The following is a 22,739-nucleotide window of genomic DNA, read 5'->3' on the forward strand; positions in this document are numbered from 1 at the left end:
AGAATATGCCCTTATCAGAACTATTGAATTATTTATTTGGTTCCACCACCATACTAGCCCTTTTTATTGCTTGGAAAACCAGAAAATCAGAAATAAAAAAGATTGAAGCTTTGTCGAGTCAGGAAGTCTCCAGATCAGAACAAGAGAAACTCAAAACGGCCGATGGAGCCATCGAACTTATTAATAAGTTAAGAGAAACCATGAAAGAACAATATGAAGAAATGAAGTTGGAAATGGTAGCCCTTAAAAAAGAGAACAAAGAGATTAAAGAAGAGCTGAACTTGTATAAAAAACAATGTTCGAAATGTAGTAATAACAAAATCGGGAAATCATGAAAAGAGTCATTACATACTGGTTTGTTTTTTTAGCGTTACTTCTTTTTGTGACAACGTGTAGTATTTCTTGTTGTTCCAAAAGAGTAGCTGAAGAAAAAAAAGTAGAGATTAAAAAAGACAGTTTAGTCCAGGACACCAATGTCAAACAAGTCGTTGAAATATCCAAGGCGATAAAAGACAGTAGTTCCCATTATATGCCCGATTTAAAAACAGGCAAAGGCAAAGAGTGTGACAGCTTGTGTAATGAAAAATACCGCGAAGCTTTGAAAGCGATTAACTTTTATAAGAAAAGTGGAGCCAACAGTTACCAGATGTTTTACGATGAAAAAACAAAGTTTCTCTACACTATAGCAGAAATGCAAGCCACCATTAATATGAAAACCGATAGTATTTCTAAGCTTAAAAAAGTGCAGCATAACACAAAAGAAACGGTAAAGGTTGTGGAGAGAAAAGTATATCCAAAATGGCTGGTTGCTTTGGCAGTTTTAGGCACGCTGTTTATTGTTTTTATTGGCTATCGAATCAGTTTAATTTTTAAACCTGAAGTATGAAACTCACCACACAAACCAAAATAGCCTTAGGCTTAGCGGCTTTCGGATTAATCACCGCGTATGGTTCCAAGAAACTGGAGGACTATCAAACGGTGATCAATAATTTGCAATTTAAAATCAATAGTATTTACAATGTCAAAGTAAAGACTACCAAATTATTATTTGATATTTCGATTAAGTTTACCAATCCTACCAAGTACGATTTTGCCATAAATACCTTGGGACTCGTTTCGGTTAAAAAAATAAAAGTCTATCGGGACAATGTTTTAATTGGGGAGGCCAATTCTGATATCACACAAATTGAAATCTTGGCCAAGTCGTTTGCTATTATCAAAGACATTACTATTGAAACCAATTACTTGCATTTGCTTAACGAATTAATAAACTTGGAACAATTTACCGATTTAAAACGATGGAAAACAGAAATCATTATTGAAGCACTTGGACAAACTTACCTACTCGAACAACCCTTAGAATAATACCATTTAACCCTTTTTAGCCATGACATTAGTAGAGCAATTCAACAATTTAAACGGAACCACAGTTAAGAGAAAGCATATCGAATCGATTTTGGCTCAAGCCAAAGCGGAAAACGAAATCAATATTATTTATCGATTATCCAAACTACTCAATCAATATCCGGATTCGAATTATTTTACTTTAACCGTAGATCAATATAGTAATGATGCTTTGAATGCTCCAAGGCACATTGGTAATTACAAATTAGCTCTGGATGATTGTGGAAGATTAAAAAAAGGCTGGAAGTTTGAAAACGGAAATGTAGTACAAGTGGAGAAACCACAGGAGAAAAAAGTAAAACCTATTGAAGTAAAGAAACCAGTTGCTAAGAAACTTACACCTGCTAAAAAGCAAAGCCAACCAAAAGCAGCACCAAAGAAAATTAAGGAACAAACCTTTGAAAAGAAAACCTTTAAACCGGAAGAATGGATCAAGGCCGATGTGAGAAAATCAACGAGTTTGATTAAAAAGTATTTGAAAGAAAAATACAATATCAAAGCGAGCGTTAGGAGTGATTTTTACTCAGGAGGTAGTAGTTTGCATGTGAGTTATGTTATGGGACCAGAATCGAATATGGTAGAAAGCGAATTAAAGCGTTTGCAGTATGGCCGTTTTGATGGCATGACCGATATGTACAATTATAATGACAAAGCTTTCAACGGAATTGTTTTGGATGGTTATCGCTTGTATGAGTACAAATATGTTTTTGTAGATCAGGATCTAACAGAAAACTTTAAAGTACGTTTGGCCACCGTGTTAAGTCAGGAAATTAATTATAAGGATGTACCAATAATGGATGGAACTAAAGAAAGTTATTACAAGTATTTTGATAGTCCGTTTTTGCATTACAGTTCCTGGAGTCAATTGTTTCATTATTTAACCTCAGGGAATAAAAATTTTGTTACTCAAGATGACCATGCAATCCAAAACATAAAAGCTTTTAGAGATCCAGAAAGCACTAAATATTATTTCACTTATACCTTTGAAGGGACAGCATACAACACCCTAAAACCAAAGATTTATCCAACCAAAATGATAAAAGAAAAAGCTATCGTTAAAAACAAGATTGTCTTTTTCGATTATGGAAAAAACACGGTGGCGGTTATTGGATTGTTAGGAGAAATTGAAGATGAATTATTGGAGTTAGGAGGAAAGCACAGTCATAAAATTAAGCATGATGGGAAAGAGCATTCGGGATATGTTTTCAATAAATCCAAATCAGATCAGGTAATTAATGTGTTGATTGATTATTCCAAACAAGATGAAGTTGGTTCACTAAATTCGGCTCTTCCTGCATCCTTTGAAATCGAAAATGCACCGGTGAAAACCATTGTTATTCCAAAAGACAATATGAAAGTAGTGCAAAGCTTTAATCCTATTGTAGCGCAGCCGATTGTTCCGGTGGTGGAAACCCAAACTTTTCCAGAAAACAAACCCGAAATACCAGTGGATACTACGACAGCGCGAACCCCTGAAGTAAGAACTGTTACATCTGAGAGAAAAGCAGCTGCCAAACCTTCTAATCCTTATGTGAAATCGATGGCCGATTGTGGGAGCAATGGCAATGCTAATTATTTTGATTTTTATGGCCCGTTAGGGGAGTTTTTAGGCGATTTGGAAGTCAAACCACAAGAAAGTATAGTTGTGACTATCGATGCACCACAAGGAGCAGGAAAGACCAGGCTATTATTCCAAATTATTAATATGGTGACTTCAGCAGGTTATAATCCGTTGTTTTTATCCTTAGAAGAGCATCCCGATTCTAGTTTATTCACTGGCAAAAGAGACGAATACCTGAGCGAAGAAAACAAAAACAAAGTACATACGATGGGTTCCTTACCAGAAACACCAAGTAAATTATATGAAATCATAGAAAACTATGAGATTGTTTTTATTGATAGTTTCGGAAAATTGTACAACGGAATTGACCTAGACAAAGACATTAGAAAACGTTACAATGGGAAATTATTTTTTGTGATCTACCAAAGAACCCAAGACGGAAAAATGCGTGGTGGTTCCGCTTCCCAGTTCGATGCCGATGCGACTATGAAAGTCGAAAAAGATGCAACCGATTATAAAAACAGTTACGCCTATTTCGACAAACATAGATATCAATCCATTCCACTGGGAGAATTGAAATATAATATTTTTAGTAAAGAATTAGGATAAAAAAATATTTAAAATATTATTTTTAAGATGTTATCTTATTATCTACATATAAGATAACATCTTTAATTACAAGTTTATGTACAGCTGACATATATGTATCCATTAATTCATAATCTGGTTGATTATTTTTTATGGGAAGAGAAATGTTTAATACATCTGCATCTTTTGCATAAAAATTTCTACCATAATTAAATTGTCCATTATATGAAGTTTTATGAATTGCAGTTGTTACAAATATTGCAGCAAATTTTGGTAAATTATTTGTGTGTACTACTGCTATATGATCGTCTCCACCATATTTATAGTTTCTATATTTAGCCGAACCAAACATATCTATAGTTGTAGTATTTTTTGGAAAAATTATTACATCATTATCAATAAAAGCTGAAACTCCTTCATCTGTCTCACCAGCTGTAACAAATGGCAATTTACCTTCAATTCTATCTGCACTTTTTAGACGCCTTCCTCTAGTAGCTTTACCAAACAATTTTTCTAAATTAAACGTACTCCATTTAATCTTTTCAAAATCTTGCAGCACTTTTTCTTCTTGAGCTGTTAAAGTATAATTTTTTAAGCCAGTTGCAGTTAAATAAGCATTTAGTTCATTTATATGTGATTTTTCAAGCTCTGTAATGAAACTTTCCATGAAATCAAAATCTATTTTATTATTTTTTGTAGGAAGTTGTATAGTAGTACTATTCATTGCATCACGATTAAATTTATTCCCGTAATCATATTTTTTGGATGTAGAAATTTTACATGCAGATATGATTACACTGGCAATTGCTTTATTGAATGGACTAAACTTCGGTATTAAATGTTGAATATGTGAATAACCTATAAAATCTTTTTCTTGATAGAACATAGTGTCCGCTCCCAATGTTGTATCGGAACATGAAATTGTATTTCCTTTATTGTTAGCTTTTAAATTTGAGAACCCCATTACTCCATTGTCCGTTGAAGAATTTGATATTAAGGGAACATTTCCATTTATTGAGATTATTTCTTCATTTTCTAATCGATAATATTTCGTTGGATTTATATCAAATAATTCTCCTAACTTAAACTCTCCCCACTCAACTTTTTCTAATTTTTCGTTGAGTAGGGCATTTACTTTCCCACATTTTCAAAATTATTACTTTGTTGTTTTAATATGGTTGCTACTTCCCAAGCCAAATAATCGCTTACTGTTTTCTTAAAGTCTTTTAGTGTAGGTTTAGTGTCTATAGGGGATGTTTGGTTCCAATCGGCTCCATTATTTGGGTCTATATATCCTTCATAATATTCTTTTTCAGTAAATATTTTGAGTTTGCTTTTACCAAATCTAACTAAATTTACTAGTTCTTCATATCTTTCTTTTGCCTTGTCTGTATCTTTAAGATTGTTACTTGCTTTTTTACGGTTACTTCTGCTGTAACCATCGTTTGTGAAATCAATAAATTTTACTATATCGTCTTTGTGATGTTTTTCGTTTACTTTAAAAACATATATATTAGTTTGAACACTAGATTTACCTATAAAAATATCTACTGGCATTTTTATACTGGCTACAAGTGTATTCCTTTCTAGTATTTTTCTATTATATGTTTTAGCTTTACCTGAACCTGCTGAGTTTTGTATAATTATAGAGGCATAGCCCTTGTTCATTAAGCTCAGAGCTCTTTCAACGAAGTTCATCCCGTTACCATTAGCTGAATAGGGAGGATTTAATATAAAAGCATCGGCTGGGAATTTGCTGTTGGTGTCTCCAAAGCCATAATTACCGTCAAAATCTGTTAAGGAATCTTTGTTTAGAATGTTTGAACTACCATCACCCATTAAAATCATATTTAAGATAGCTAACATATAGACACTTGAAAGCAACTCTAAACCAAGTAATTGTTCGGCTTTTATTTTAATTTCTTTTTGGGTGAGTTCATCTGGTGAAGTAATAGTGTTTTTGGCATCGTTAAGCATTTCGTTCATGGCTGATACTAACAAACCCGCTGAACCAGTTGCAAAATCCCATACATAAGAATCTTTATTAACACGTGCTAATTTTACCAATAGATTAGCAACATAAGATGGTGTAAGAACCACATCATTTAGTTTGTCTTGTGAAAAACCTAGCCAACCATACATTTCATTAAATAGTTTTCCTGTAAAGTCAGTAGTTAATCCTATTTTATAGTAGATTCCTAAATCATCTACAATTTTAGTAAATACTCTTTTGAGTTGACTTTCCCCATTTTCAACCTTGTTGATGTTATCGGTTGTAAGAGTGTTTTCTAATGTTCTTACTATTAAATCTTTCTTTTCTTTTGGTATTTGTTTTTCACTTAAGAAGGCTTTTATTTTTCTTACAATGATATCACCGTCATTGTTTCCTTTTTCTGTAGATGATTTTAAATCTGCTTTTTCTAAAGGGGCTACTTTACCTGGTATTCCTAATGTAGCAATTATGGAAGCTGCTACTAGATACACACGGTCATTTTCTCCTAATCCTTTTTCATTTTGGTAAATATCGTTGTTGAGTTTTACAAGACTAATGTCTATTTCTCTTTCTCTTTGTTCTTTGAGCTTGTCTAGTTCTTCTTGAGATAGTTGTAAGGTTTTTACTTTTTCTATAAAAGCATCAAAGTTTTTAAGTGCTAAGAAAGAGAAATCGGAATAGTCGCCTACTTTTTGCCCTGCTCCAAGGTTGCTTTTTGAAACGTAATAGACTCCTATTTGATGTTGTATTGCTCCTCTTTCATCTTTATAACCTGTCATACCTATTGCGATAATATCAGTATAACTAGTATGATGTAGTATTGCGTTTGCATAATGTACAGCACCATTTACTGCAAAGGCATTTATATTTTTTAAGTTAGGTTCATTTTTAGTTGTTCGATTTTCAACTTGATTATTAGCATCGAGTTTTACTAACTTATCTTTGTAACCTTTGTATTCTATTAAAACAGGGAAAGGATTTTTGTATTTATCATAGCCTATTAATTTTGCGTCTGGGCGGTTTGCACCTACGCCTCCATTTTTTGTAAAATAATCTGAAAGAGCTTTGTCTATTTCATCATTTAAAGACTCTTGTTCTAATTTATAAGGTAATTTATATGATTTAAGCCAACCGTTTGCAAGGTCAGCGATGTTTGGTTCTATGGACTGTACTGTTTTTTTTACTTTCATTATTCCAATATTCAGATTTTTTTCAAATATACAATTTTGTATTTTTTTTAAAGTCAGATTTTAATTGATATTATTTAAAATCTGTTATCTAATTTTGTAACATGATAACCCCAGATCAATTAAAAATTATTTTTAGAATCTTTAAGCAAGTCAATCCAAATCTCAGAGGAAATGAACAGTTATATAATCCTAATGAAAAATGTCGAATTAATTATTTGGTGAAACTTGAAAAAGATAGAAAAATTATAGCTGCTTGGACAGACTTCGATTTGGTTAACGAATGGAAATTAAGAATTCTTTTTAAAAGACATAAAGAAGTGCCACACCAGTTTTTTATCAAACAAGTGGATAATTTTTATAGAATAGGATGGAAGGCTATTTAATGCCTATTATTCTTTGAAAAAGACAAAAATAGAATAACTTTCGGCTAAATGTCGGCTAAATGTCGGCTAAATTTAAAATTAAAAAACCCTTAAATCTTGATTTTCAAGAGATAAGGGTTTTTATTTGTGACCTCGACAGGATTCAAACCTGTAACCTTCTGAGCCGTAATCAGATGCGCTATTCAGTTGCGCCACGAGGCCTATTTGAGGGTGCAAATATAGGTATATTTGATTAATTTGCAAATCAAAAATTAAAAAAAATAAAAAATAATTTAGGTTGATTTTTGCTTCACTTTTACAGCTTAATCTAAACTCCTGATAGTGATATAATAACGATACGCTAATAAGGCTTTTTGCCATTTTTTAGCTTTGGTAACATCTAGCTTTTGTTTGGTTAAACTAGGTAAAATGAGTTTGTTCAGTTTGGCCAAAAATTGATACATAGGTTTGTTTTTGACAAAGATAACTAAAAAAACATCCTGTAATTACAGGATGTTTTTTATTAAAGTGTTATATTTTTTTTAAAGTTTCAGCTCTTCTTTTTTGCTCGGCTTTTTCTCGCTCCATTTCTGCTTTCATTCTTTTTTTCTCAGCCTCTAATTGTTTTTTTAATGCTTCTTTTCTAGCTTTCATTTCCATTTTATGAGCTTCCATAACTTCTTTATGTGCTTTCATCATTTCTTCTTGATGCTCTTTGCGTTCTTTCATGAATGCTTCTCTATCTTGCATTTTTTCTATTTTTTCTTCATATGCATACTGATGCTTTTTCATCATTTTTTCCTGATACACTTCCATTTCTTTTTCAAATTTCTCCATTTCTTTTTCAAAAGCTTTCATATCTGGCTCAAAACCTTCCATTTGCATTTCATATTTTTCCATTTCTTTTTCAAACTGTTCCATTTGTGGTTGCATTTTTTGCATGCTCATTTCAAATGCGGCCATTTTTTCTTCAAATTTTTTCATGTCTTTTTCATTATTTAAATTCGAAGGTACAGCTGGTGCTTTTGGAAAATTAGGTGGGCTTGGTGGAGCTGGTAATGCTTTTATACCTTTAAATGAAGGTGGAGCGGGTGGCATTGGAGGTGCTGGCATATCTTCGTCTGAATCTGAAAAAGAATAAGCCATTACATCTTCATCATCGTTATCTTCATCATTATGATAAACATAAACTTCTGGTTTCTTACCTGTATTACTTAAGGTTTGAAAACCCATATTTCTTTTTCCATTGGTATTGTTTAAGAAGAAAATGAAAGGTTTAATCGGTTCGTCTCCAGTAACGTGAGATGATCCTGAATTTCCTTTACCATCTTTGTAATCTATTTTTAAAGCAACAATTTCATGGGCAGTATTTCTTTTAATTTTCGACACTTTAACAGTAATATCATATTTTTCCTGAAGGAAAACGGTTTGTTTTTTAATTTCTTCATCGCTCGAATTCTTGTCGATACGAAGTTCTACTTTTTCTTGAGATTGTACTACTTCTGGTTTGCTTTGTTTTTGTTGCTCTTTGACTTGAGCAATAGTTTCAATTTGGAAACAGAAAATAAAACCGACTATTAGTGGTAATGCAATACTGTATTTCCAAAGTTGCTTTTTAGAGGATGGATTGGTGTTTAACATAACGATTCGTTTTTTGATTAATGATTGATAAAATTGATTTGTAATTGATAATTGATTGGAGCAGATAACCGCTTTTAATAAGGTCTTTTGGTATTCATAAGTTTTATTTGTTACGGCAGACGTTTGTTTGTCTGCGATGAATTCTAAATTTTCAAGAATAGCTTTTCGGTATAACCAAATAATAGGATTTGCCCAAAAAAGTAAACACAATATTTTACTAATTAATACATCCAAAGAGTGTTTTTGTTGAATATGAATTTTTTCATGAATTAAAATTAATTCCAATTCTTCGGGTGTAAAATGGTTTTTATTAATTACCAAATAATTAAAAAACGAAAATGGATTCTGACTTTCATTGGTTTCCACTAAAACAATTTTCTCCGATTTTATTTTATTTCCTTTTCGAATGATTCTAAAAAAAGAAAAAAGTTCGATAGCTAATTTACTTAAAAAGAAAACGGATACCATAACATAACAACTCATAACAAATTTATTCCAATTGAATGGAGTAGTTACTTCAGTTTTATCTTGGAAATTACTCAGAGGAAAAGTGTTATAAGAATAGCTATTTGTAAATGGCTCTGGATCTACCCAAATAATAGTAGTAAATGAAAGAAGTGGTAAAACAAATGATGTCGCTATACCTAAAAGTAAAAAGCTGCGATTGCTTTGAAAAAAAGTCTCTTTTCTTAACAGAAAATAATAGGCTAAATAGAAAACAAACAGTAATCCATTTACTTTTAGAATATATAACATTAAGTTTTCCATGCTACTTTTTCTTTTCTATGATTTCTAAAATTTCACGAAGTTCATCGGCAGATATTTTTTCTTCTTCTGCAAAAAAGGAAACTAAATTTTTATACGAACTATTGAAATAGGTAGCAATAGCTGTATTCATAAATTTTTTTCTGTAGTTTTCTATGCTTACAATCGGAAAATATTGATGCGTTTTTCCATAAGCGGTGTAACCTACATATCCTTTTTCTTCTAAATTTCTTACTATGGTAGAAAGGGTATTGTAGTGCGGTTTATCTTCTGTTATTTCTTCCAGAATATCTTTTACGAAAGCCTTTTTAAGTTTCCATAAAATCTGCATGATTTCTTCTTCTTTGTTGGTTAACTTTTGCATCTCTCTTTTTTTGTTATACAAACATAAAACTATATTTTTAGTTTAACAACTATTTTTTTAGTTATTTAACTATTTTTTTAGTTTTTTAAAATTGACTTATACCGATAAATAATGCCATTTGGCAGTAAATTAGCTATTTGTATAAGGAAAATCTTATATTGCGATAATGTAAATCTTTAAAAAATATAAGTATGAATAAAAACTACATTATTATTTATTTCCTTTTTTCAATACTATTAGGGTTTGGTCAATCTGAAGAAATTGCTCCATCTGTAAATGTAAGTCCAAGTAATTCGCAGGCAGGTAATTACACTAATTATAGTGTTTTAACAACAGAGTTTTTATATGATATTGGAACATCAATAGGTGCTCAAGGAAATGCGGGTGTCGTATTTATTAATAATCAATTTTGGGTTTCGGCTTGGAATTCAAGTAACATTCATGTTCTCAGTAATACAGGAGCATTCATTGAAACTTTTCAAGTTGCTGGTTTAAGTGGTACAAGATCCATGACAACAGATGGTGTAAATGTATATTGTGGTACCGCTCAATCTTCTATTTATGTGGTAGATCCAATAACAAGAATGCTAACAAATACTATAAGTATAACGACAACTTCTAGTGCACAAGCAAGATTTTGTACTTATGATGCTTCTTTAGATAGCGGAGCAGGAGGTTTTTGGATAGCTAACTTTAACACAGACATCACTTCAGTTAGTATGACAGGTAATCAATTGTCTGTTATTCCAGCAGCAACACATGGTTTTACAGGAATGTATGGTGCAGCGGTTGATGGATCTGGATTATTGTATATTTATCATCAAGGTCCTCCAAATAATGATACTATTTCAAGTATTGATTTGAGCACTGGCTTGCCTACTGGTTTAACCTATGATTTTTTTACTAATGATGCTAGTGGAACTGGTTCAACTAGTTCTTTAGCAGGAGGTTTGTTTATTTCAAATGAAGTGGTTTCTGGTGAAACAATTGTTGTAGGTGTTTCTCAAGCCACACCTAATAATCTTCTTTTTGGAATAAATATAAATGATCTTTTATCTGTCTCAACAAATAATTCATCATCCTTCAATTGGTATCCAAACCCTGTAAAAGATGCTTTTATTATTTCTTCAAAGAATGAAGGAAATTTTGATGTTAAGATACATAATTTGTTAGGACAACAAGTAATGCAAGTTAAGAATAATCCTTCTTTGGAAAAAATCGATGTGTCAGCTTTGACAAAAGGGACTTATATTGTTACGGTTGATGCTGATAATGCACATGATAGTTTTAAAATAATAAAAGAATAGTTTTTTAATAAAAACAAAAAGAGAGAGAACAAGATTTATGACTTGTTCTCTCTTTTTATTAACAGTAACGTCCAATAACCCAAAAGTGTGCCTATTACACCAAGACTTCCCATAAAAAACCAGTTGTATTGATAGCTTTCAAAAATAGAAACTATAGTAAATCCTGTTTTTGCTGAAAGAATATGAGCCAAACTGTAACTCATGGTAAATATAGCCATGTAACGACCTTCATGTCCTTTTGGTGCACGGCTCATTGCAAAGGAGTTAGAAAAAGGGAAAGCTAACATTTCTCCAAATGTCATACAAAACATCATAATCCATAAAACAATTTCCCATTGATTAATAAGTAGAAGATACATGCATAATCCCATAATAAATGTACCTACTGTAACTACTTTTACTTTGTCATATTTTTTTCGCTCAATATAACTTACTATTGGCATTTCCATGATGAAAATAAGAATTCCATTAAAAGCTAAAAGTAATCCAGTACGCAATTCGGTTAAATTAAATTGTACTTTATGATAAAGTGGTAAAGTGGTAAATAATTGGAAAAATATGATTCCATTAATAACACACATAATCAAAAATGTCCAGAATGGACCGTCTTTAAATACAGAAGCAGTTAAAATTTCACCAGGATTTCTTTTGTCTAAATAAGATGATTTCTGTTTTTCTTTTACTTTTAGCCAAAAAATAAGAATAGCTACAATACAAGTTAATCCGTCTACCCAAAATAGTCCTTTGTAACCAATATTCATGATGATTAATCCTCCCAATGCTGGTCCGGCTGCAAAACCCAAATTAACTGCTAAACGGACTAATGTTAAGGCACGGGTTCTGTTTTCTGGTTTCGCATAAGCTGCTAAAGAGACAAACATGGCAGGGCGAAACATATCTGCTATCGTCATGATTAAAAAGATAGCAACTAGGAGTCCGATATAGTTTGTAATATGTTGCAAGCCAAAAAACATCAGTCCACTAGTGAGTAAACTAAAAATCATTACTTTGTAAAAACCTATTTTATCTGCTAATTTACCGCCAAGCCAGGATCCTAACATGGATCCACAACCAAAACTAACCATGATCCAACTCACTTGACCTAAAGAAAATCCTAAATCTTCATTTAAATATTTTGATAAGAAGGGCAAAACCATAGTTCCAGCCCTGTTAATAAAAGTAATTAGTGTTAAAATCCAAATTTCTCTGGAAAACCCTTTAAAGTTCTCGATGTACTTAAAAAATGCTTTTTGTATCATGATTTTGATTGATTTTCAAAGGTACGAAATAGCTTTTTTAAAATTATATAACTCAAAATATATATTTTTGCAAAAAAAAGATGTTGAAAATTGGCGTTTTATTGTTTTGGATTAGTATTTCTTTTGCGCAAAATAGCGAAGTAGAAGCGGTTCATGAATTTCAAAAAAAAATAAATATAGAATTTGCAGATGAAAATGAAAGTCCGTTAACGGAAGAAGATAGAAAAACATTCACCAGTTTAGATTTTTATCCTATAAACGAGAAATTTATTGTTGAAGCGACTTTTAAAAAAGCTAAAAAGGAGAAACCTTTCAAAATGAAAACATCTACCGATAGAACACCCATGTATGTTAAATTTGGTACGCTATATTTTGAGTTACAAGGGAAAACATTTCAATTAAATGTGTATCAAAATATAGAATTATCAAAAAGACCTGGTTTTAAAGATTATTTGTTTTTGCCTTTTTCAGACTTAACTTGTGGTAAAGAAAGTTATATTGGTGGACGCTACATAGACATGCGAATTCCTAGTTCAGATAAAGTTATTATTAATTTTAATAAAGCTTATAATCCGTATTGTGCTTATAATTATAAATATTCTTGTCCAATAGTGCCTTTAGAAAATGATTTAGATATAGCGATTGAAGCAGGAGTTAAAAAATTTCATGACTAATGCATTTTATCAATTTACATACGCATTCCTTTACAAATGATACTTCTGTTTGTGAAGTGGTCAATCAATATCCTTGGGAGTTTCAAGAAAGTATTCCCAACTATTCCATAGGCATTCATCCTTGGTATATTGATGAAAATCGAATAGCAACAGATTTAGCTTGCATTGAAGAGAAATTGGCTTCAATAAATTGTATTGCTTTAGGTGAATGTGGTTTAGATAAGCGGATTGAAATCCCTTTGGAAAAGCAATTAGAGGTTTTTAAAGCCCAATTGGCATTGGTACAAAAAACAAATAAACCTGTAATTTTGCATTGTGTAGCTGCCTATCAGGAAGTGATTGCAGTAAAAAAGGAAACGAATATTCAAAATCCAATGATTATTCACGGTTTTTCCAAAAACGAGCAAGTAGCACAATCGCTTTTAGATAATGGATTTTATTTGTCATTTGGAAAATACCTATTACGCAATCCAGAATTAGAAAGTGTGTTTCAAAAAGTACCAATGGACCGATTTTTTTTAGAAACCGATACCATTGAAGAAACGATTGCTCAAGTGTATGAAAAAGCTTCGGAAATTAAAAAGATACCCATAGATGCACTCAAACAAATAGTGAAAAACAATTTTGAAGTAATATTTAAGAAAGAATTTTAAACCTTTAAACAATTAAAAATTTAAACAGAAAGATAAATGGCAAAGTGGCAAGAACGAGCAGTTTTATTATTTAAAGAAGAAGGAATGAACAAGTTAACCCAAGCGAATGTATTGGTAGTTGGGTTAGGAGGTGTAGGTAGTTTTGCAGCCGAATTTTTAGCACGTGCAGGAGTAGGAAGCATGACCATAGTGGATGGAGATACGGTGGATATTACCAATATTAATCGCCAGTTACCTGCTTTACATTCTACAGTTGGTGAACCCAAAGTAAAAATTGTAGGTGATCGTTTGTTAGATATTAATCCTGAATTAAAATTAACTAGAATTCAAGAATTTTTATCTCCAGAAAGGGCTTTTGAATTAGTTACAACAGAGTTTGATTATGTTTTAGACTGTATTGATAGTGTAACTCCAAAGTTAAACTTAATTATTGCTTGTAAAAGGAAGAAAGTAAAAGTGATTAGCAATATGGGAGCAGGAGGAAAATACAATGCTGAGAATGTAAAGGTAAGAGATATTAGTAAAACCGAATATTGTCCGTTAGCTAAAAATGTTAGAAAGCGTTTAAAAGCTGAAGGAATTTCAAAAGGAGTAAAAGTGGTGTATTCAGATGAACGTCCAGATTACACAAGTATTAAAACTACTGATGGAACCAATTTTAAAAAGTCTTTTTATGGTACCAATAGTTGGATGCCCGCTTTGTTTGGTTTGCATGCTGCTGAAACCGTAGTGAAAAATTTGATTAAGTAATTTGTAAGTTTCTATCTGAACCGATAAATGTTCAGATAGAAACACTATTTTATTTAAATAAATCCATACCAGGAATATCAGGCATGCCTTCTTTTGCAACAGCTGCTAATTCCGCTTCATTTACATTAGTAGCTTTTTCAATCGCTTTATTTAAAACCGTTACTAAATAATCTTCAAGCATTTCTTTATCTTGTAATAAATCATCTTGTACTATTATTGATTTTATTTTTCTGTTAGCCGTTAGTGTTACTTCAAGTAATCCATCACTACTTTTTTCATCAATTAAAACAGTATCCAAACGTTTTTTAGTTGCTTCTACTTTGGCTTGGGTTTCTTTAATTTTACCCATCATTCCCATAAGGTCTCCAAACATAATATTTAATTTTTTTATTACTGCAAAAGTACTAAATTAGCTGTTAACTTAAAATGTATAACTTCATGAAAAAAATCTCTTTTTTTGTTGTCATTTCTATTATTTTTGCCTCTTCATGTAAAGACAAACAGGAAAAAATGAAAACAGAAATTCAACCACCTATAGCAAAAATAGTTCCACATACGTTAGAAAAACACGGTGACATTCGTACAGATAATTATTTTTGGTTAAACCAAAGAGAAGACAAAGAAGTTATTGATTACTTGAATAAAGAAAATGAATACTATGAAGCTATGACAGCTCATACCAAGCAACTTCAAGACGATTTATTCAAGGAAATGAAGGCTAGAATTAAAGAAGATGATACTTCAGTTCCTTATTTTTATAATGGATATTATTACATTACACGCTTTGAAACAGGAAAAGATTACCCTATATATGCTCGTAAAAAAGGGAGTTTGGAAGCCAAAGAAGAAATTATGTTTGATTGCAATGAAATGGCTAAAGGGCAATCCTATTTCAATTTAAGTGGTATTAGTGTTAGTGAAGATAATAAATGGGTAACTTTTGGGGTGGACTTAGTCTCTAGAAGACAATATACCTTACAGATTAAGAACTTAGAAACAGGTGCTGTTTTACCAGAAAAAATCGAAAATACTACAGGAGGTTCTACTTGGGCAAGCGATAATAAAACTATTTTTTACACTAAAAAAGACCCAAAAACGTTGCGCTCTGACAAAATTTACAAACATGTTTTACAAACAGATGTTCAAAACGATTCTTTAGTGTACCATGAAAAAGACGATACGTTTTATTCTTTTGTCTACAAAGAAAAATCAAAAAAATACATCGTAATTGGTTCTACCAGTACGTTAACATCAGAATATCAGTTTTTAGAAGCTAACAATCCAAATGGAGCATTCAAAATGTTTCAAAAAAGGACAAGAGGGTTAGAATACAGTATTTCTCATTTTGGAAATGATTTTTATATTGTGACCAATAAAGACAAAGCGACTAATTTTAAATTAATGAAAACCAATGAAAATGCCACTTCAATGGAAAATTGGGTTGAGGTAATTTCGCATAGAGAAGAAGTGCTCTTAGAAGGAATTGATATTTTTAGAGATTATCTTGTGGTAGAAGAGCGCTCCAATGGGTTGAATAAAATTCAAATCAGACCATGGAGTGGAGAAGGAGCATATTATTTACCATTTGAAAGTGAAACATATACAGCTTATACTACCACAAATCCAGATTTTGATACAGAGATTTTACGTTATGCTTATCAATCCATGATTACCCCTTCTTCGGTAATTGATTTTAATATGAAAACCAAAGAAAAAACGGTTTTAAAAGAGCAAGAAGTTTTAGGAGGAAAATTTGACAAAAATAATTACACAGAAGAAAGAATTTGGGCAACAGCCGCAGATGGAACAAAAGTGCCTATTTCGATGGTGTATAAAAAAGGGATGAAAAAAGATGGTAGTAATCCATTCTTATTATACGCTTACGGTTCTTATGGAGCTTCTATGGATCCTTATTTTTCAACCACTCGTTTAAGTTTATTAGATAGAGGCTTTATTTATGCCATTGCTCATATTAGAGGAGGAGAAGATTTAGGTAGACAATGGTATGAAGATGGGAAATTATTAAAAAAGAAAAATACGTTTACCGATTTTATTGATTGTTCAAAATATGTAATTGCAACAAAATATACCTCTTCCAATCATCTTTATGCTGAAGGTGGTTCAGCAGGCGGACTTTTGATGGGGGCAATTGTAAATATGACTCCTGAATTATATCACGGTGTCATTGCTCAGGTTCCTTTTGTAGATGTGGTAACCACTATGTTAGATGATACTATACCACTAACAACTGGCGAATATGATGAATGGGGTAATCCTAATGAAAAAGAATATTATGATTACATGAAATCGTATTCTCCTTATGATAATGTAATCGCTCAAAATTACCCAAATATGTATGTATCAACAGGTTTGCATGATTCACAAGTGCAATATTGGGAACCTGCCAAATGGGTGGCAAAATTAAGAGCAACTAAAACCGATAAAAATTTATTATTCTTGCATACTAATATGGATGCTGGGCATGGTGGCGCTTCAGGGCGTTTTGAAGCACTTAAGGAGGTAGCAAAAGAATTTAGTTTTTTGTTAGATTTAGAGAATATTAAGAAGTAGTTAATTTTTTTTTGTTAAATTTGCAGGGTTTTGAGGTTGTTAAAAAGATGATTCACCTCAATATAATTTAGTTTTTATGAGAGAAGAAATAAATGCCTACAACAATGTTTTAGAGTTAATCGGTAATACGCCTCTAATTAAATTAAATAGAGTAACTGAAAATATAGAAGGTAGTTTTTATGCCAAAGTAGAGGCTTTTAATCCAGGTCATTCTACAAAAGATAGAATAGCACTCTATATTATTAATGAAGCAGAGCGAAGAGGTATTTTAAAACCAGGTGATACTATTATAGAAACTACTTCAGGTAATACTGGATTTAGTTTAGCAATGGTTAGCATCATAAAAGGATATGATTGTATTTTAGCTGTAAGTTCAAAATCATCTAAAGACAAAATAGACATGCTTCGTACTATGGGGGCAAAAGTGTATGTTTGTCCGGCAAATGTTTCAGCTGATGATAAAAGATCTTATTACAGTGTAGCCAAAAGATTACACGAAGAAACCAAAGGTTCAATTTATATCAATCAATACTTTAATGATTTAAATATTGACGCACATTATAATACTACAGGTCCTGAAATTTGGGAGCAAACCAAAGGACAAATTACTCACTTAGTAGCTTGTAGTGGTACAGGAGGAACTATTTCAGGAACAGCTCGTTTCTTGAAAGAGAAAAATCCAAATATTAGAATTTTAGGTGTTGATGCTTATGGTTCTGTATTAAAAAAATACCACGAAACTAAAGAATTTGATAGTGAAGAGATTTATCCTTATCGTATAGAAGGTCTTGGTAAAAATTTAATTCCTACGGCTACCGATTTTGATATGATTGATAAATTTATCAAAGTTTCTGACGAAGAAAGCGCTCATACAGCAAGAGAAATTTCAAGAAAAGAAGGTCTTTTTGTAGGGTATACTTCTGGAGCAGCTATGCAAGCAGTAAAACAATTTGCAGAAGAAGGTGAATTTACTAAAGACAGTAAAATTGTAGTAATCTTCCCAGACCACGGTTCAAGGTACATGAGTAAAATTTATAGTGACGAATGGATGGGAGAACAAGGTTTCTTTGATAGCGTTAATATTGAAGAAGCACAAAAAATTGAAATTATTAAGTAAGTAATTTTATTTTTACCTTATTATATAAAAAAACTCCGAGAAATTTCTCGGAGTTTTTTTATATAATAAGTCCTGTTTATTTCTATTTTTTAATAAAATATTTTTGATATTTTACCCATGCAATAAGCCCAATTCCAACAATTGCAAAAAAGATATAAATGTAATAAGTAACATTTTGTCTCTCACCCGAAGCATAAGAGTGTAATCCACTTAAATGGAAATTCACACCCACATAAGTCATTACAATTGACGCAAAAGCCAATACGCTAGCAAAGTTATAAAACCATTTGCTTCGCAATCCTGGTACTAATCTGGCATGAATAACAAAAGCATATACAAAAATACTGATTAAAGCCCATGTTTCTTTTGGATCCCAACCCCAGTAACGACCCCAACTTTCATTAGCCCATTGACCACCTAAGAAATTACCAATTGTAAGCATGACTAAACCAACTGTTAAGGCCATTTCGTTAATATAACTTAATTCGTCAATCGCTAATTTAGTTTTCTCCGAATTGTTTTTAGTCGTAAAAATCATTAAAAATAAAGCTACTAAACCAAGTATCATTCCTAGTGTAAAAGGACCATAACTAGCAACAATTACAGCTACGTGAATCATTAACCAATAGGAGTTTAAAACAGGCTGTAAATTCCCAATCTCTGGATCCATCCAACTCCAATGTGCTACCATTAACAGCATAGAAGCTACAAAAGCAGTTGCCGAAATAGTTAGTTTAGATTTGTTACTAAAGGCTACTCCAAAGAACATGGTAGACCAAGCAACGTAAATCATACTTTCGTAGGCATTACTCCATGGTGCATGACCCGATACATACCAACGAGCTATTAATCCTAAAGTATGTAAAGAAAATAAGATGACTGTGGTTACATGAAAAAAGTTAACTGTATATTTTACCCATTTTGCTGATGAAAATAATTGATAAATGGCAAACCCTAACATTAAAACACCTGCTAACATGTATAGATAAAACAATCTTTTAAAAATATCATATTTGTTATATGCTATTTCTGTATTAATTTTTTTGTCTGAAAGCATAACTTCTTTGCCAAATTTTTTCTGATATGCCTTTAAACCAGTTAATAAGGAATTAGCTAACTTGTAATCGTTATTTTGACTCGCTTTGGAAACTGCGTCAAGATAAAAAGGAACAATGTTTTTTACAGTATCTAATGCCGTTTGCGTTACATTATTAATTTCTAAATAAGAAAGCCATTTGTTGTTTTTGTCATTTGGAATAGGATAAACGCGTAATATTTTGCCACTTAAAGCATCATACAAAAGATTCACCCTCTTATCAGCTTCTATAAAATCTTTCTGAAAACTATTAGGCACTCGTGCACCATAAGCTTCGTCTAAATAGGGAGCTAATTTGTAATTCCCTTTGGTATCAAAGAAATCTACTAAAGCAGCAAATTCTATTTTTTTGTCAAGCCCTGCAATTTTTCGAATACTATCATTACCTCTTTTTAGATAAATAATGGGCATCGTATACCAATATTGAGGAAATTGTGTCATAGATATAAAAGCCTGGTCAGAATTCATATCATGGTAAGTGTCACTTTTGGAAACTTTTCGCAATAATTCAGAGGAGAATGTATTAATAGGCTTCATTCTTCCACCTTGATCTTGAATGACCATTTTTCCAAACTCAGTTGCATGTTCTTCAGAAACCTTATATTTGGAAAGAAATTCAAATGCTTTTTTAGCATCAGTTATTTCATTTTCATGAGTATGTTCTTGGGAATATCCAATAATTGTAAAGAAAAACAAAAATAAAGCTACTAAAGCGTTTTTCTTTTTCTGTATTTTATTTATTTTTTTCTTTAAATCACCAAAGCGTGTGTTTTTGTCAAATAATATAGCCATTAAACCAAGATATAATAAAAAGTAACCAATATAAGTTATCCATGTTCCCCATTGATCATGATTTACAGATAAATGAGTTCCTTTTTCATCTGGATCAAATCCGGCTTGAAAAAAGCGATAACCTCTATAATCTAAAATATTGTTCATAAAAATACTATCTCTAAAAACAGTATTCTTTTCGTTGTCTTGAATTTCGATTTTACTTTTGAATGCAGAATAGCTTTTTTCTGTTCCAGGATATTTGTCAGCTATAAAGTCTTCTAATTTTACGTCAAAAGGAGTTTCGTATACTTTGCTTCCAAAAAATAACGTAAAATCTAAATCACCAATTGTTACCATTTGTGGAGCACTTTGCATTCCTTTAGAGCCTAAAAGTGTTACTTTTTCTTCTTTATTTTGAGTTTTTATAGTAACTACTAACGCATCTTGTGTTTGCTTATCTCTGTAGTCGTTATTTGATTTATAAGTAATGTTACCTTTGATTGGTTTTTCAGGAAATACAAATTGGTTCCCAGCTAAACTATATAAAGATCTTAAATATAAAGGTTGTATACTGTCTTTAGCAACCGAACCTTTAGATTGATCTGCCATTTTCATAAAGTTACCTTCAAATGGAGTTTGTATGGTTAAACTGTCATTAGATAATGCAATATTTATAGCGCCATTTGTTGGAGCGTTAAAGGCATATAAAATGTTGTGAATATTTTGAACTTGCCCTTCTTTTAAATAGTGTTCATGACGGCTGCCATCACTAGACTCAACTAATTTTAAATAGTAATTTCCTGAAGCATCTTCTTCAATAGATTCGCTGGCATTCATTATAAATTTCTCATATTCAATTTGGTAAGGAATACTATTAAATTCTCCTTTTATTGAAAAATCATTTGAGAAGAATGGTTTTAAAAACCAAGCCACATTTTCAGGGGCAAAATAATTGCTTTTTTCAAAAGAGCGTCTTCTCATTTCACCATTATATTCTCCATCAACAAAACCATATACAAAAGTTTTGTCAGAGTAGATACGATTTTCAGTTTGCCCTTCTCTTATTAGCATCATACCTTCAAAACTAATATAACGAGTAATAAAAGCACCAATTAAAATAAATATAAACGATAAGTGTAGTAATAAGGTGGTCCATTTTTCTCTTTTGTATAATCTATATTTTTTAATGTTACCTATAAAATTGATTACTAAAAAAGCCATAATAACTTCAAACCACCATGAATTATATACTATGATTCTAGCTGTTTCTGTATTATAAGCGTCTTCAATAAAAGTTCCTATACCCATAGACGCTGCAAAAATTAGAAACAAAACAGCCATCAATCGAGTAGAGAATAAGAAAGAAAATATTTTTTTGTCCATTTGAGTAGTAGTAAATTTAAACGTTTGCAAAAGTACTTAAAAACTAAAACTTTATTGCAATGTTTAACAAGTCTTTGTTAACTTTTAAGAATTAATTTTAGTAGAGCATTTTAATTTCTTTAATATCAAATTCTTGAACAGTGTCGTCTTCTAATAAGACCATTAATTGACCATTTTTAGAAACGCCTTTGATGATGCCCATAAATTTTCTTTTTTTTATGCTTTCAAAAGCAGTTGGTATTCCCATTTTAAAAAGATGATTATGGTATAACTGCCATAATAATTCGGGCTTATTGATTTTTTCATACCATTTTTCAAATGCGCCTATAATGGCGACTAAAAGAATATCTTTATCAAATGGTATATTTTTTAATAAAGCTAAAGAGGAAGCTTGTGGTAAATTTTCAAAGTGTTCTTGATTAACATTTAGTCCAACACCTACAATAGAAGTAAAAGAACCGTCAGCTTTAAGAGTGTTTTCAACTAATATTCCACAAATCTTTTTGTTTTCTGACAAAATGTCGTTTGGCCATTTTATGTACACATTTGATAAATTGTTTTTCTGTAAAACGTCAACCAAAGCTAAAGAAGTAATAATGTTAATTAAATAAACTTGTTCAAAAGGGATATTTTTATGGTTGATGAAAATGCTGAATGTCAGGTTTTTACCGTCTTCTGAGGTCCATGTTGCTCCTCGCTGACCTTTGCCCTTTAATTGGTTTTCAGTAACTACTACAGTAAAATTCTCTAGGTTTTGTGATACTGACAAATCTTTTAAAAAGATATTTGTAGAATCTATGGCATTGAGTTTGATAATATTCATTTACAAAAAAATGTAAAGTTTTAATTTTAATCTTGTGTTAAGGTTCAAAAATAAACACAAAAAATGGTAACTTTGCATAAACTTATAAAATTTAAATGGCAAAAAATAATAGTAACGACGATTTAGTAGTAAATATCATTAAAGGAATTGAAGATGTTAAAGGGGCTGATATAGATGTCTTAGATCTTAGAGAAATTGATAACACTGTATGCGATTATTTCATTATTTGTAATGGTAACTCAAACACTCAAGTAGTTGCAATCGCAAATTCCATTCAAAAAGTAGTTTCTAAAGAACTGAAAGAAAAACCGTGGCATGTAGAAGGTTTAGAAAATGGGGAATGGGTTTTAATGGATTTTGTAAACGTTGTTGTTCATGTTTTTCAAACACATATTAGAGAATATTATAACATCGAAAGCCTTTGGGGTGATGCCAAAATAACTTCAATTGAAAGTAAATATTAA

General features: G+C 31.4%; 21 protein-coding genes, 1 tRNA gene and 1 pseudogene. 12 read left to right on the top strand and 11 right to left on the bottom strand.

The features are described 5' to 3' along the window. The first annotated feature begins 5 nt into the window (after positions 1-5). The 4 genes from CX675_RS12165 to CX675_RS12180 are packed head-to-tail and all read left to right on the top strand — an operon-like array spanning position 6 to position 3,574. Positions 6-335, top strand: coding sequence for a hypothetical protein (locus CX675_RS12165; RefSeq protein ID WP_130735515.1), 330 nt, complete (start codon positions 6-8; stop codon positions 333-335). Beyond that, positions 332-886, top strand: coding sequence for a hypothetical protein (locus CX675_RS12170; protein WP_130735516.1), 555 nt, complete (start codon positions 332-334; stop codon positions 884-886). Before CX675_RS12165 ends, CX675_RS12170 begins: the two co-directional genes overlap by 4 nt. After that, complete coding sequence (locus tag CX675_RS12175; RefSeq protein WP_130735517.1) at positions 883-1,365, top strand: hypothetical protein; 483 nt, start codon at positions 883-885, stop codon at positions 1,363-1,365. The genes CX675_RS12170 and CX675_RS12175 overlap by 4 nt, the downstream gene beginning before the upstream one ends. Before the next feature lie 22 nt (positions 1,366-1,387). Continuing rightward, positions 1,388-3,574, top strand: a complete 2,187-nt coding sequence (locus CX675_RS12180; RefSeq protein WP_130735518.1) for an LPD29 domain-containing protein — start codon at positions 1,388-1,390, stop codon at positions 3,572-3,574. 22 nt (positions 3,575-3,596) lie between these two features. Here the strand turns inward: CX675_RS12180 and CX675_RS20265 are convergent, their stop codons facing one another. The 3 genes and pseudogenes from CX675_RS20265 to CX675_RS12190 form a co-directional block, all read right to left on the bottom strand. After that, positions 3,597-4,112 carry a restriction endonuclease subunit S gene (locus CX675_RS20265; protein ID WP_255509227.1) on the bottom strand — a complete coding sequence of 172 codons (516 nt, stop codon included), beginning with the start codon at positions 4,110-4,112 and terminating at the stop codon, positions 3,597-3,599. 69 nt (positions 4,113-4,181) lie between these two features. Beyond that, positions 4,182-4,643, bottom strand: a pseudogene (locus tag CX675_RS20270) (restriction endonuclease subunit S); the annotation flags it as partial. Between the two features lie 41 nt (positions 4,644-4,684). Beyond that, positions 4,685-6,736 carry an N-6 DNA methylase gene (locus CX675_RS12190; protein ID WP_130735520.1) on the bottom strand — a complete coding sequence of 684 codons (2,052 nt, stop codon included), beginning with the start codon at positions 6,734-6,736 and terminating at the stop codon, positions 4,685-4,687. Positions 6,737-6,837: 101 nt separating this feature from the next. Here CX675_RS12190 and CX675_RS12195 point away from each other — a divergent pair, with 101 nt between their 5' ends. Further along, entirely contained in the window at positions 6,838-7,119 is a 282-nt protein-coding gene (locus CX675_RS12195; RefSeq protein WP_130735521.1) for a hypothetical protein, read from the top strand. Between the two features lie 127 nt (positions 7,120-7,246). On the opposite strand, the gene CX675_RS12200 is transcribed toward CX675_RS12195, so the two are convergent. The 4 genes from CX675_RS12200 to CX675_RS12215 form a co-directional block, all read right to left on the bottom strand. Continuing rightward, a tRNA-Arg gene (locus tag CX675_RS12200) sits at positions 7,247-7,320 on the bottom strand. Positions 7,321-7,421: 101 nt separating this feature from the next. Next, the gene (locus CX675_RS12205) at positions 7,422-7,562 is read right to left on the bottom strand and encodes an SsrA-binding protein (protein WP_130735522.1); all 141 of its coding nucleotides are present in this window, start codon (positions 7,560-7,562) and stop codon (positions 7,422-7,424) included. Positions 7,563-7,629: 67 nt separating this feature from the next. Further along, a complete protein-coding gene (locus CX675_RS12210; protein ID WP_130735523.1) occupies positions 7,630-9,507 on the bottom strand; it encodes a M56 family metallopeptidase in 1,878 nt (625 codons plus the stop codon). A gap of 1 nt (position 9,508) precedes the next feature. Then, positions 9,509-9,868: a BlaI/MecI/CopY family transcriptional regulator gene (locus tag CX675_RS12215; RefSeq protein WP_130735524.1), complete on the bottom strand. Its 360-nt coding sequence runs from the start codon at positions 9,866-9,868 to the stop codon at positions 9,509-9,511. A gap of 191 nt (positions 9,869-10,059) precedes the next feature. Between CX675_RS12215 and CX675_RS12220 the strand changes: the two genes are divergently transcribed. After that, positions 10,060-11,175 (top strand): T9SS type A sorting domain-containing protein, encoded by a 1,116-nt coding sequence (locus CX675_RS12220; protein WP_130735525.1) that lies wholly within the window; start codon positions 10,060-10,062, stop codon positions 11,173-11,175. A gap of 35 nt (positions 11,176-11,210) precedes the next feature. On the opposite strand, the gene CX675_RS12225 is transcribed toward CX675_RS12220, so the two are convergent. Beyond that, complete coding sequence (locus CX675_RS12225) at positions 11,211-12,434, bottom strand: MFS transporter (RefSeq protein ID WP_130735526.1); 1,224 nt, start codon at positions 12,432-12,434, stop codon at positions 11,211-11,213. Between the two features lie 80 nt (positions 12,435-12,514). Between CX675_RS12225 and CX675_RS12230 the strand changes: the two genes are divergently transcribed. The 3 genes from CX675_RS12230 to CX675_RS12240 are packed head-to-tail and all read left to right on the top strand — an operon-like array spanning position 12,515 to position 14,511. Beyond that, on the top strand, positions 12,515-13,108 hold the full coding sequence (locus CX675_RS12230; RefSeq protein ID WP_130735527.1) for a DUF1684 domain-containing protein: 594 nt from the start codon (positions 12,515-12,517) through the stop codon (positions 13,106-13,108). Beyond that, positions 13,108-13,761 carry a TatD family hydrolase gene (locus CX675_RS12235; RefSeq protein ID WP_130735528.1) on the top strand — a complete coding sequence of 218 codons (654 nt, stop codon included), beginning with the start codon at positions 13,108-13,110 and terminating at the stop codon, positions 13,759-13,761. The genes CX675_RS12230 and CX675_RS12235 overlap by 1 nt, the downstream gene beginning before the upstream one ends. A 36-nt stretch (positions 13,762-13,797) precedes the next feature. Next, positions 13,798-14,511 carry a ThiF family adenylyltransferase gene (locus CX675_RS12240; RefSeq protein WP_130735529.1) on the top strand — a complete coding sequence of 238 codons (714 nt, stop codon included), beginning with the start codon at positions 13,798-13,800 and terminating at the stop codon, positions 14,509-14,511. Positions 14,512-14,560: 49 nt separating this feature from the next. Here CX675_RS12240 and CX675_RS12245 read toward each other — a convergent pair whose 3' ends face one another. Further along, positions 14,561-14,884, bottom strand: coding sequence for a YbaB/EbfC family nucleoid-associated protein (locus tag CX675_RS12245; RefSeq protein WP_130735530.1), 324 nt, complete (start codon positions 14,882-14,884; stop codon positions 14,561-14,563). A gap of 65 nt (positions 14,885-14,949) precedes the next feature. Between CX675_RS12245 and CX675_RS12250 the strand changes: the two genes are divergently transcribed. Next, the gene (locus tag CX675_RS12250; RefSeq protein WP_165396038.1) at positions 14,950-17,082 is read left to right on the top strand and encodes a S9 family peptidase; all 2,133 of its coding nucleotides are present in this window, start codon (positions 14,950-14,952) and stop codon (positions 17,080-17,082) included. Positions 17,083-17,158: 76 nt separating this feature from the next. After that, positions 17,159-18,199, top strand: coding sequence for a PLP-dependent cysteine synthase family protein (locus CX675_RS12255; RefSeq protein WP_130735531.1), 1,041 nt, complete (start codon positions 17,159-17,161; stop codon positions 18,197-18,199). An 82-nt stretch (positions 18,200-18,281) separates the two neighbouring features. Here CX675_RS12255 and ccsA read toward each other — a convergent pair whose 3' ends face one another. Both ccsA and CX675_RS12265 read right to left on the bottom strand, forming a co-directional pair. Further along, a complete protein-coding gene (gene ccsA / locus CX675_RS12260) occupies positions 18,282-21,452 on the bottom strand; it encodes a cytochrome c biogenesis protein CcsA (RefSeq protein ID WP_130735532.1) in 3,171 nt (1,056 codons plus the stop codon). 97 nt (positions 21,453-21,549) lie between these two features. Further along, positions 21,550-22,275: a biotin--[acetyl-CoA-carboxylase] ligase gene (locus CX675_RS12265; RefSeq protein ID WP_130735533.1), complete on the bottom strand. Its 726-nt coding sequence runs from the start codon at positions 22,273-22,275 to the stop codon at positions 21,550-21,552. Between the two features lie 95 nt (positions 22,276-22,370). Here CX675_RS12265 and rsfS point away from each other — a divergent pair, with 95 nt between their 5' ends. Continuing rightward, positions 22,371-22,739 carry a ribosome silencing factor gene (rsfS, locus tag CX675_RS12270; protein ID WP_130735534.1) on the top strand — a complete coding sequence of 123 codons (369 nt, stop codon included), beginning with the start codon at positions 22,371-22,373 and terminating at the stop codon, positions 22,737-22,739.

This window comes from Flavobacterium sp. J27 (assembly GCF_004303025.1).
Lineage (GTDB): Bacteria > Bacteroidota > Bacteroidia > Flavobacteriales > Flavobacteriaceae > Flavobacterium.

Coding starts and splice junctions, on each gene's coding strand:
- CX675_RS12190 (WP_130735520.1), bottom strand. CDS start 6,736: ATGAAAGTAAAAAAAACAGTACAGTCCATAGAACCAAACATCGCTGAC.
- CX675_RS12210 (WP_130735523.1), bottom strand. CDS start 9,507: ATGGAAAACTTAATGTTATATATTCTAAAAGTAAATGGATTACTGTTT.
- CX675_RS12230 (WP_130735527.1), top strand. CDS start 12,515: ATGTTGAAAATTGGCGTTTTATTGTTTTGGATTAGTATTTCTTTTGCG.
- CX675_RS12195 (WP_130735521.1), top strand. CDS start 6,838: ATGATAACCCCAGATCAATTAAAAATTATTTTTAGAATCTTTAAGCAA.
- CX675_RS12170 (WP_130735516.1), top strand. CDS start 332: ATGAAAAGAGTCATTACATACTGGTTTGTTTTTTTAGCGTTACTTCTT.
- CX675_RS12165 (WP_130735515.1), top strand. CDS start 6: ATGCCCTTATCAGAACTATTGAATTATTTATTTGGTTCCACCACCATA.
- CX675_RS12215 (WP_130735524.1), bottom strand. CDS start 9,868: ATGCAAAAGTTAACCAACAAAGAAGAAGAAATCATGCAGATTTTATGG.
- CX675_RS12175 (WP_130735517.1), top strand. CDS start 883: ATGAAACTCACCACACAAACCAAAATAGCCTTAGGCTTAGCGGCTTTC.
- rsfS (WP_130735534.1), top strand. CDS start 22,371: ATGGCAAAAAATAATAGTAACGACGATTTAGTAGTAAATATCATTAAA.
- CX675_RS12225 (WP_130735526.1), bottom strand. CDS start 12,434: ATGATACAAAAAGCATTTTTTAAGTACATCGAGAACTTTAAAGGGTTT.
- CX675_RS12245 (WP_130735530.1), bottom strand. CDS start 14,884: ATGTTTGGAGACCTTATGGGAATGATGGGTAAAATTAAAGAAACCCAA.
- CX675_RS12220 (WP_130735525.1), top strand. CDS start 10,060: ATGAATAAAAACTACATTATTATTTATTTCCTTTTTTCAATACTATTA.
- CX675_RS12205 (WP_130735522.1), bottom strand. CDS start 7,562: ATGTATCAATTTTTGGCCAAACTGAACAAACTCATTTTACCTAGTTTA.
- ccsA (WP_130735532.1), bottom strand. CDS start 21,452: ATGGACAAAAAAATATTTTCTTTCTTATTCTCTACTCGATTGATGGCT.
- CX675_RS12250 (WP_165396038.1), top strand. CDS start 14,950: ATGAAAAAAATCTCTTTTTTTGTTGTCATTTCTATTATTTTTGCCTCT.
- CX675_RS12180 (WP_130735518.1), top strand. CDS start 1,388: ATGACATTAGTAGAGCAATTCAACAATTTAAACGGAACCACAGTTAAG.
- CX675_RS12265 (WP_130735533.1), bottom strand. CDS start 22,275: ATGAATATTATCAAACTCAATGCCATAGATTCTACAAATATCTTTTTA.
- CX675_RS12235 (WP_130735528.1), top strand. CDS start 13,108: ATGCATTTTATCAATTTACATACGCATTCCTTTACAAATGATACTTCT.
- CX675_RS12240 (WP_130735529.1), top strand. CDS start 13,798: ATGGCAAAGTGGCAAGAACGAGCAGTTTTATTATTTAAAGAAGAAGGA.
- CX675_RS12255 (WP_130735531.1), top strand. CDS start 17,159: ATGAGAGAAGAAATAAATGCCTACAACAATGTTTTAGAGTTAATCGGT.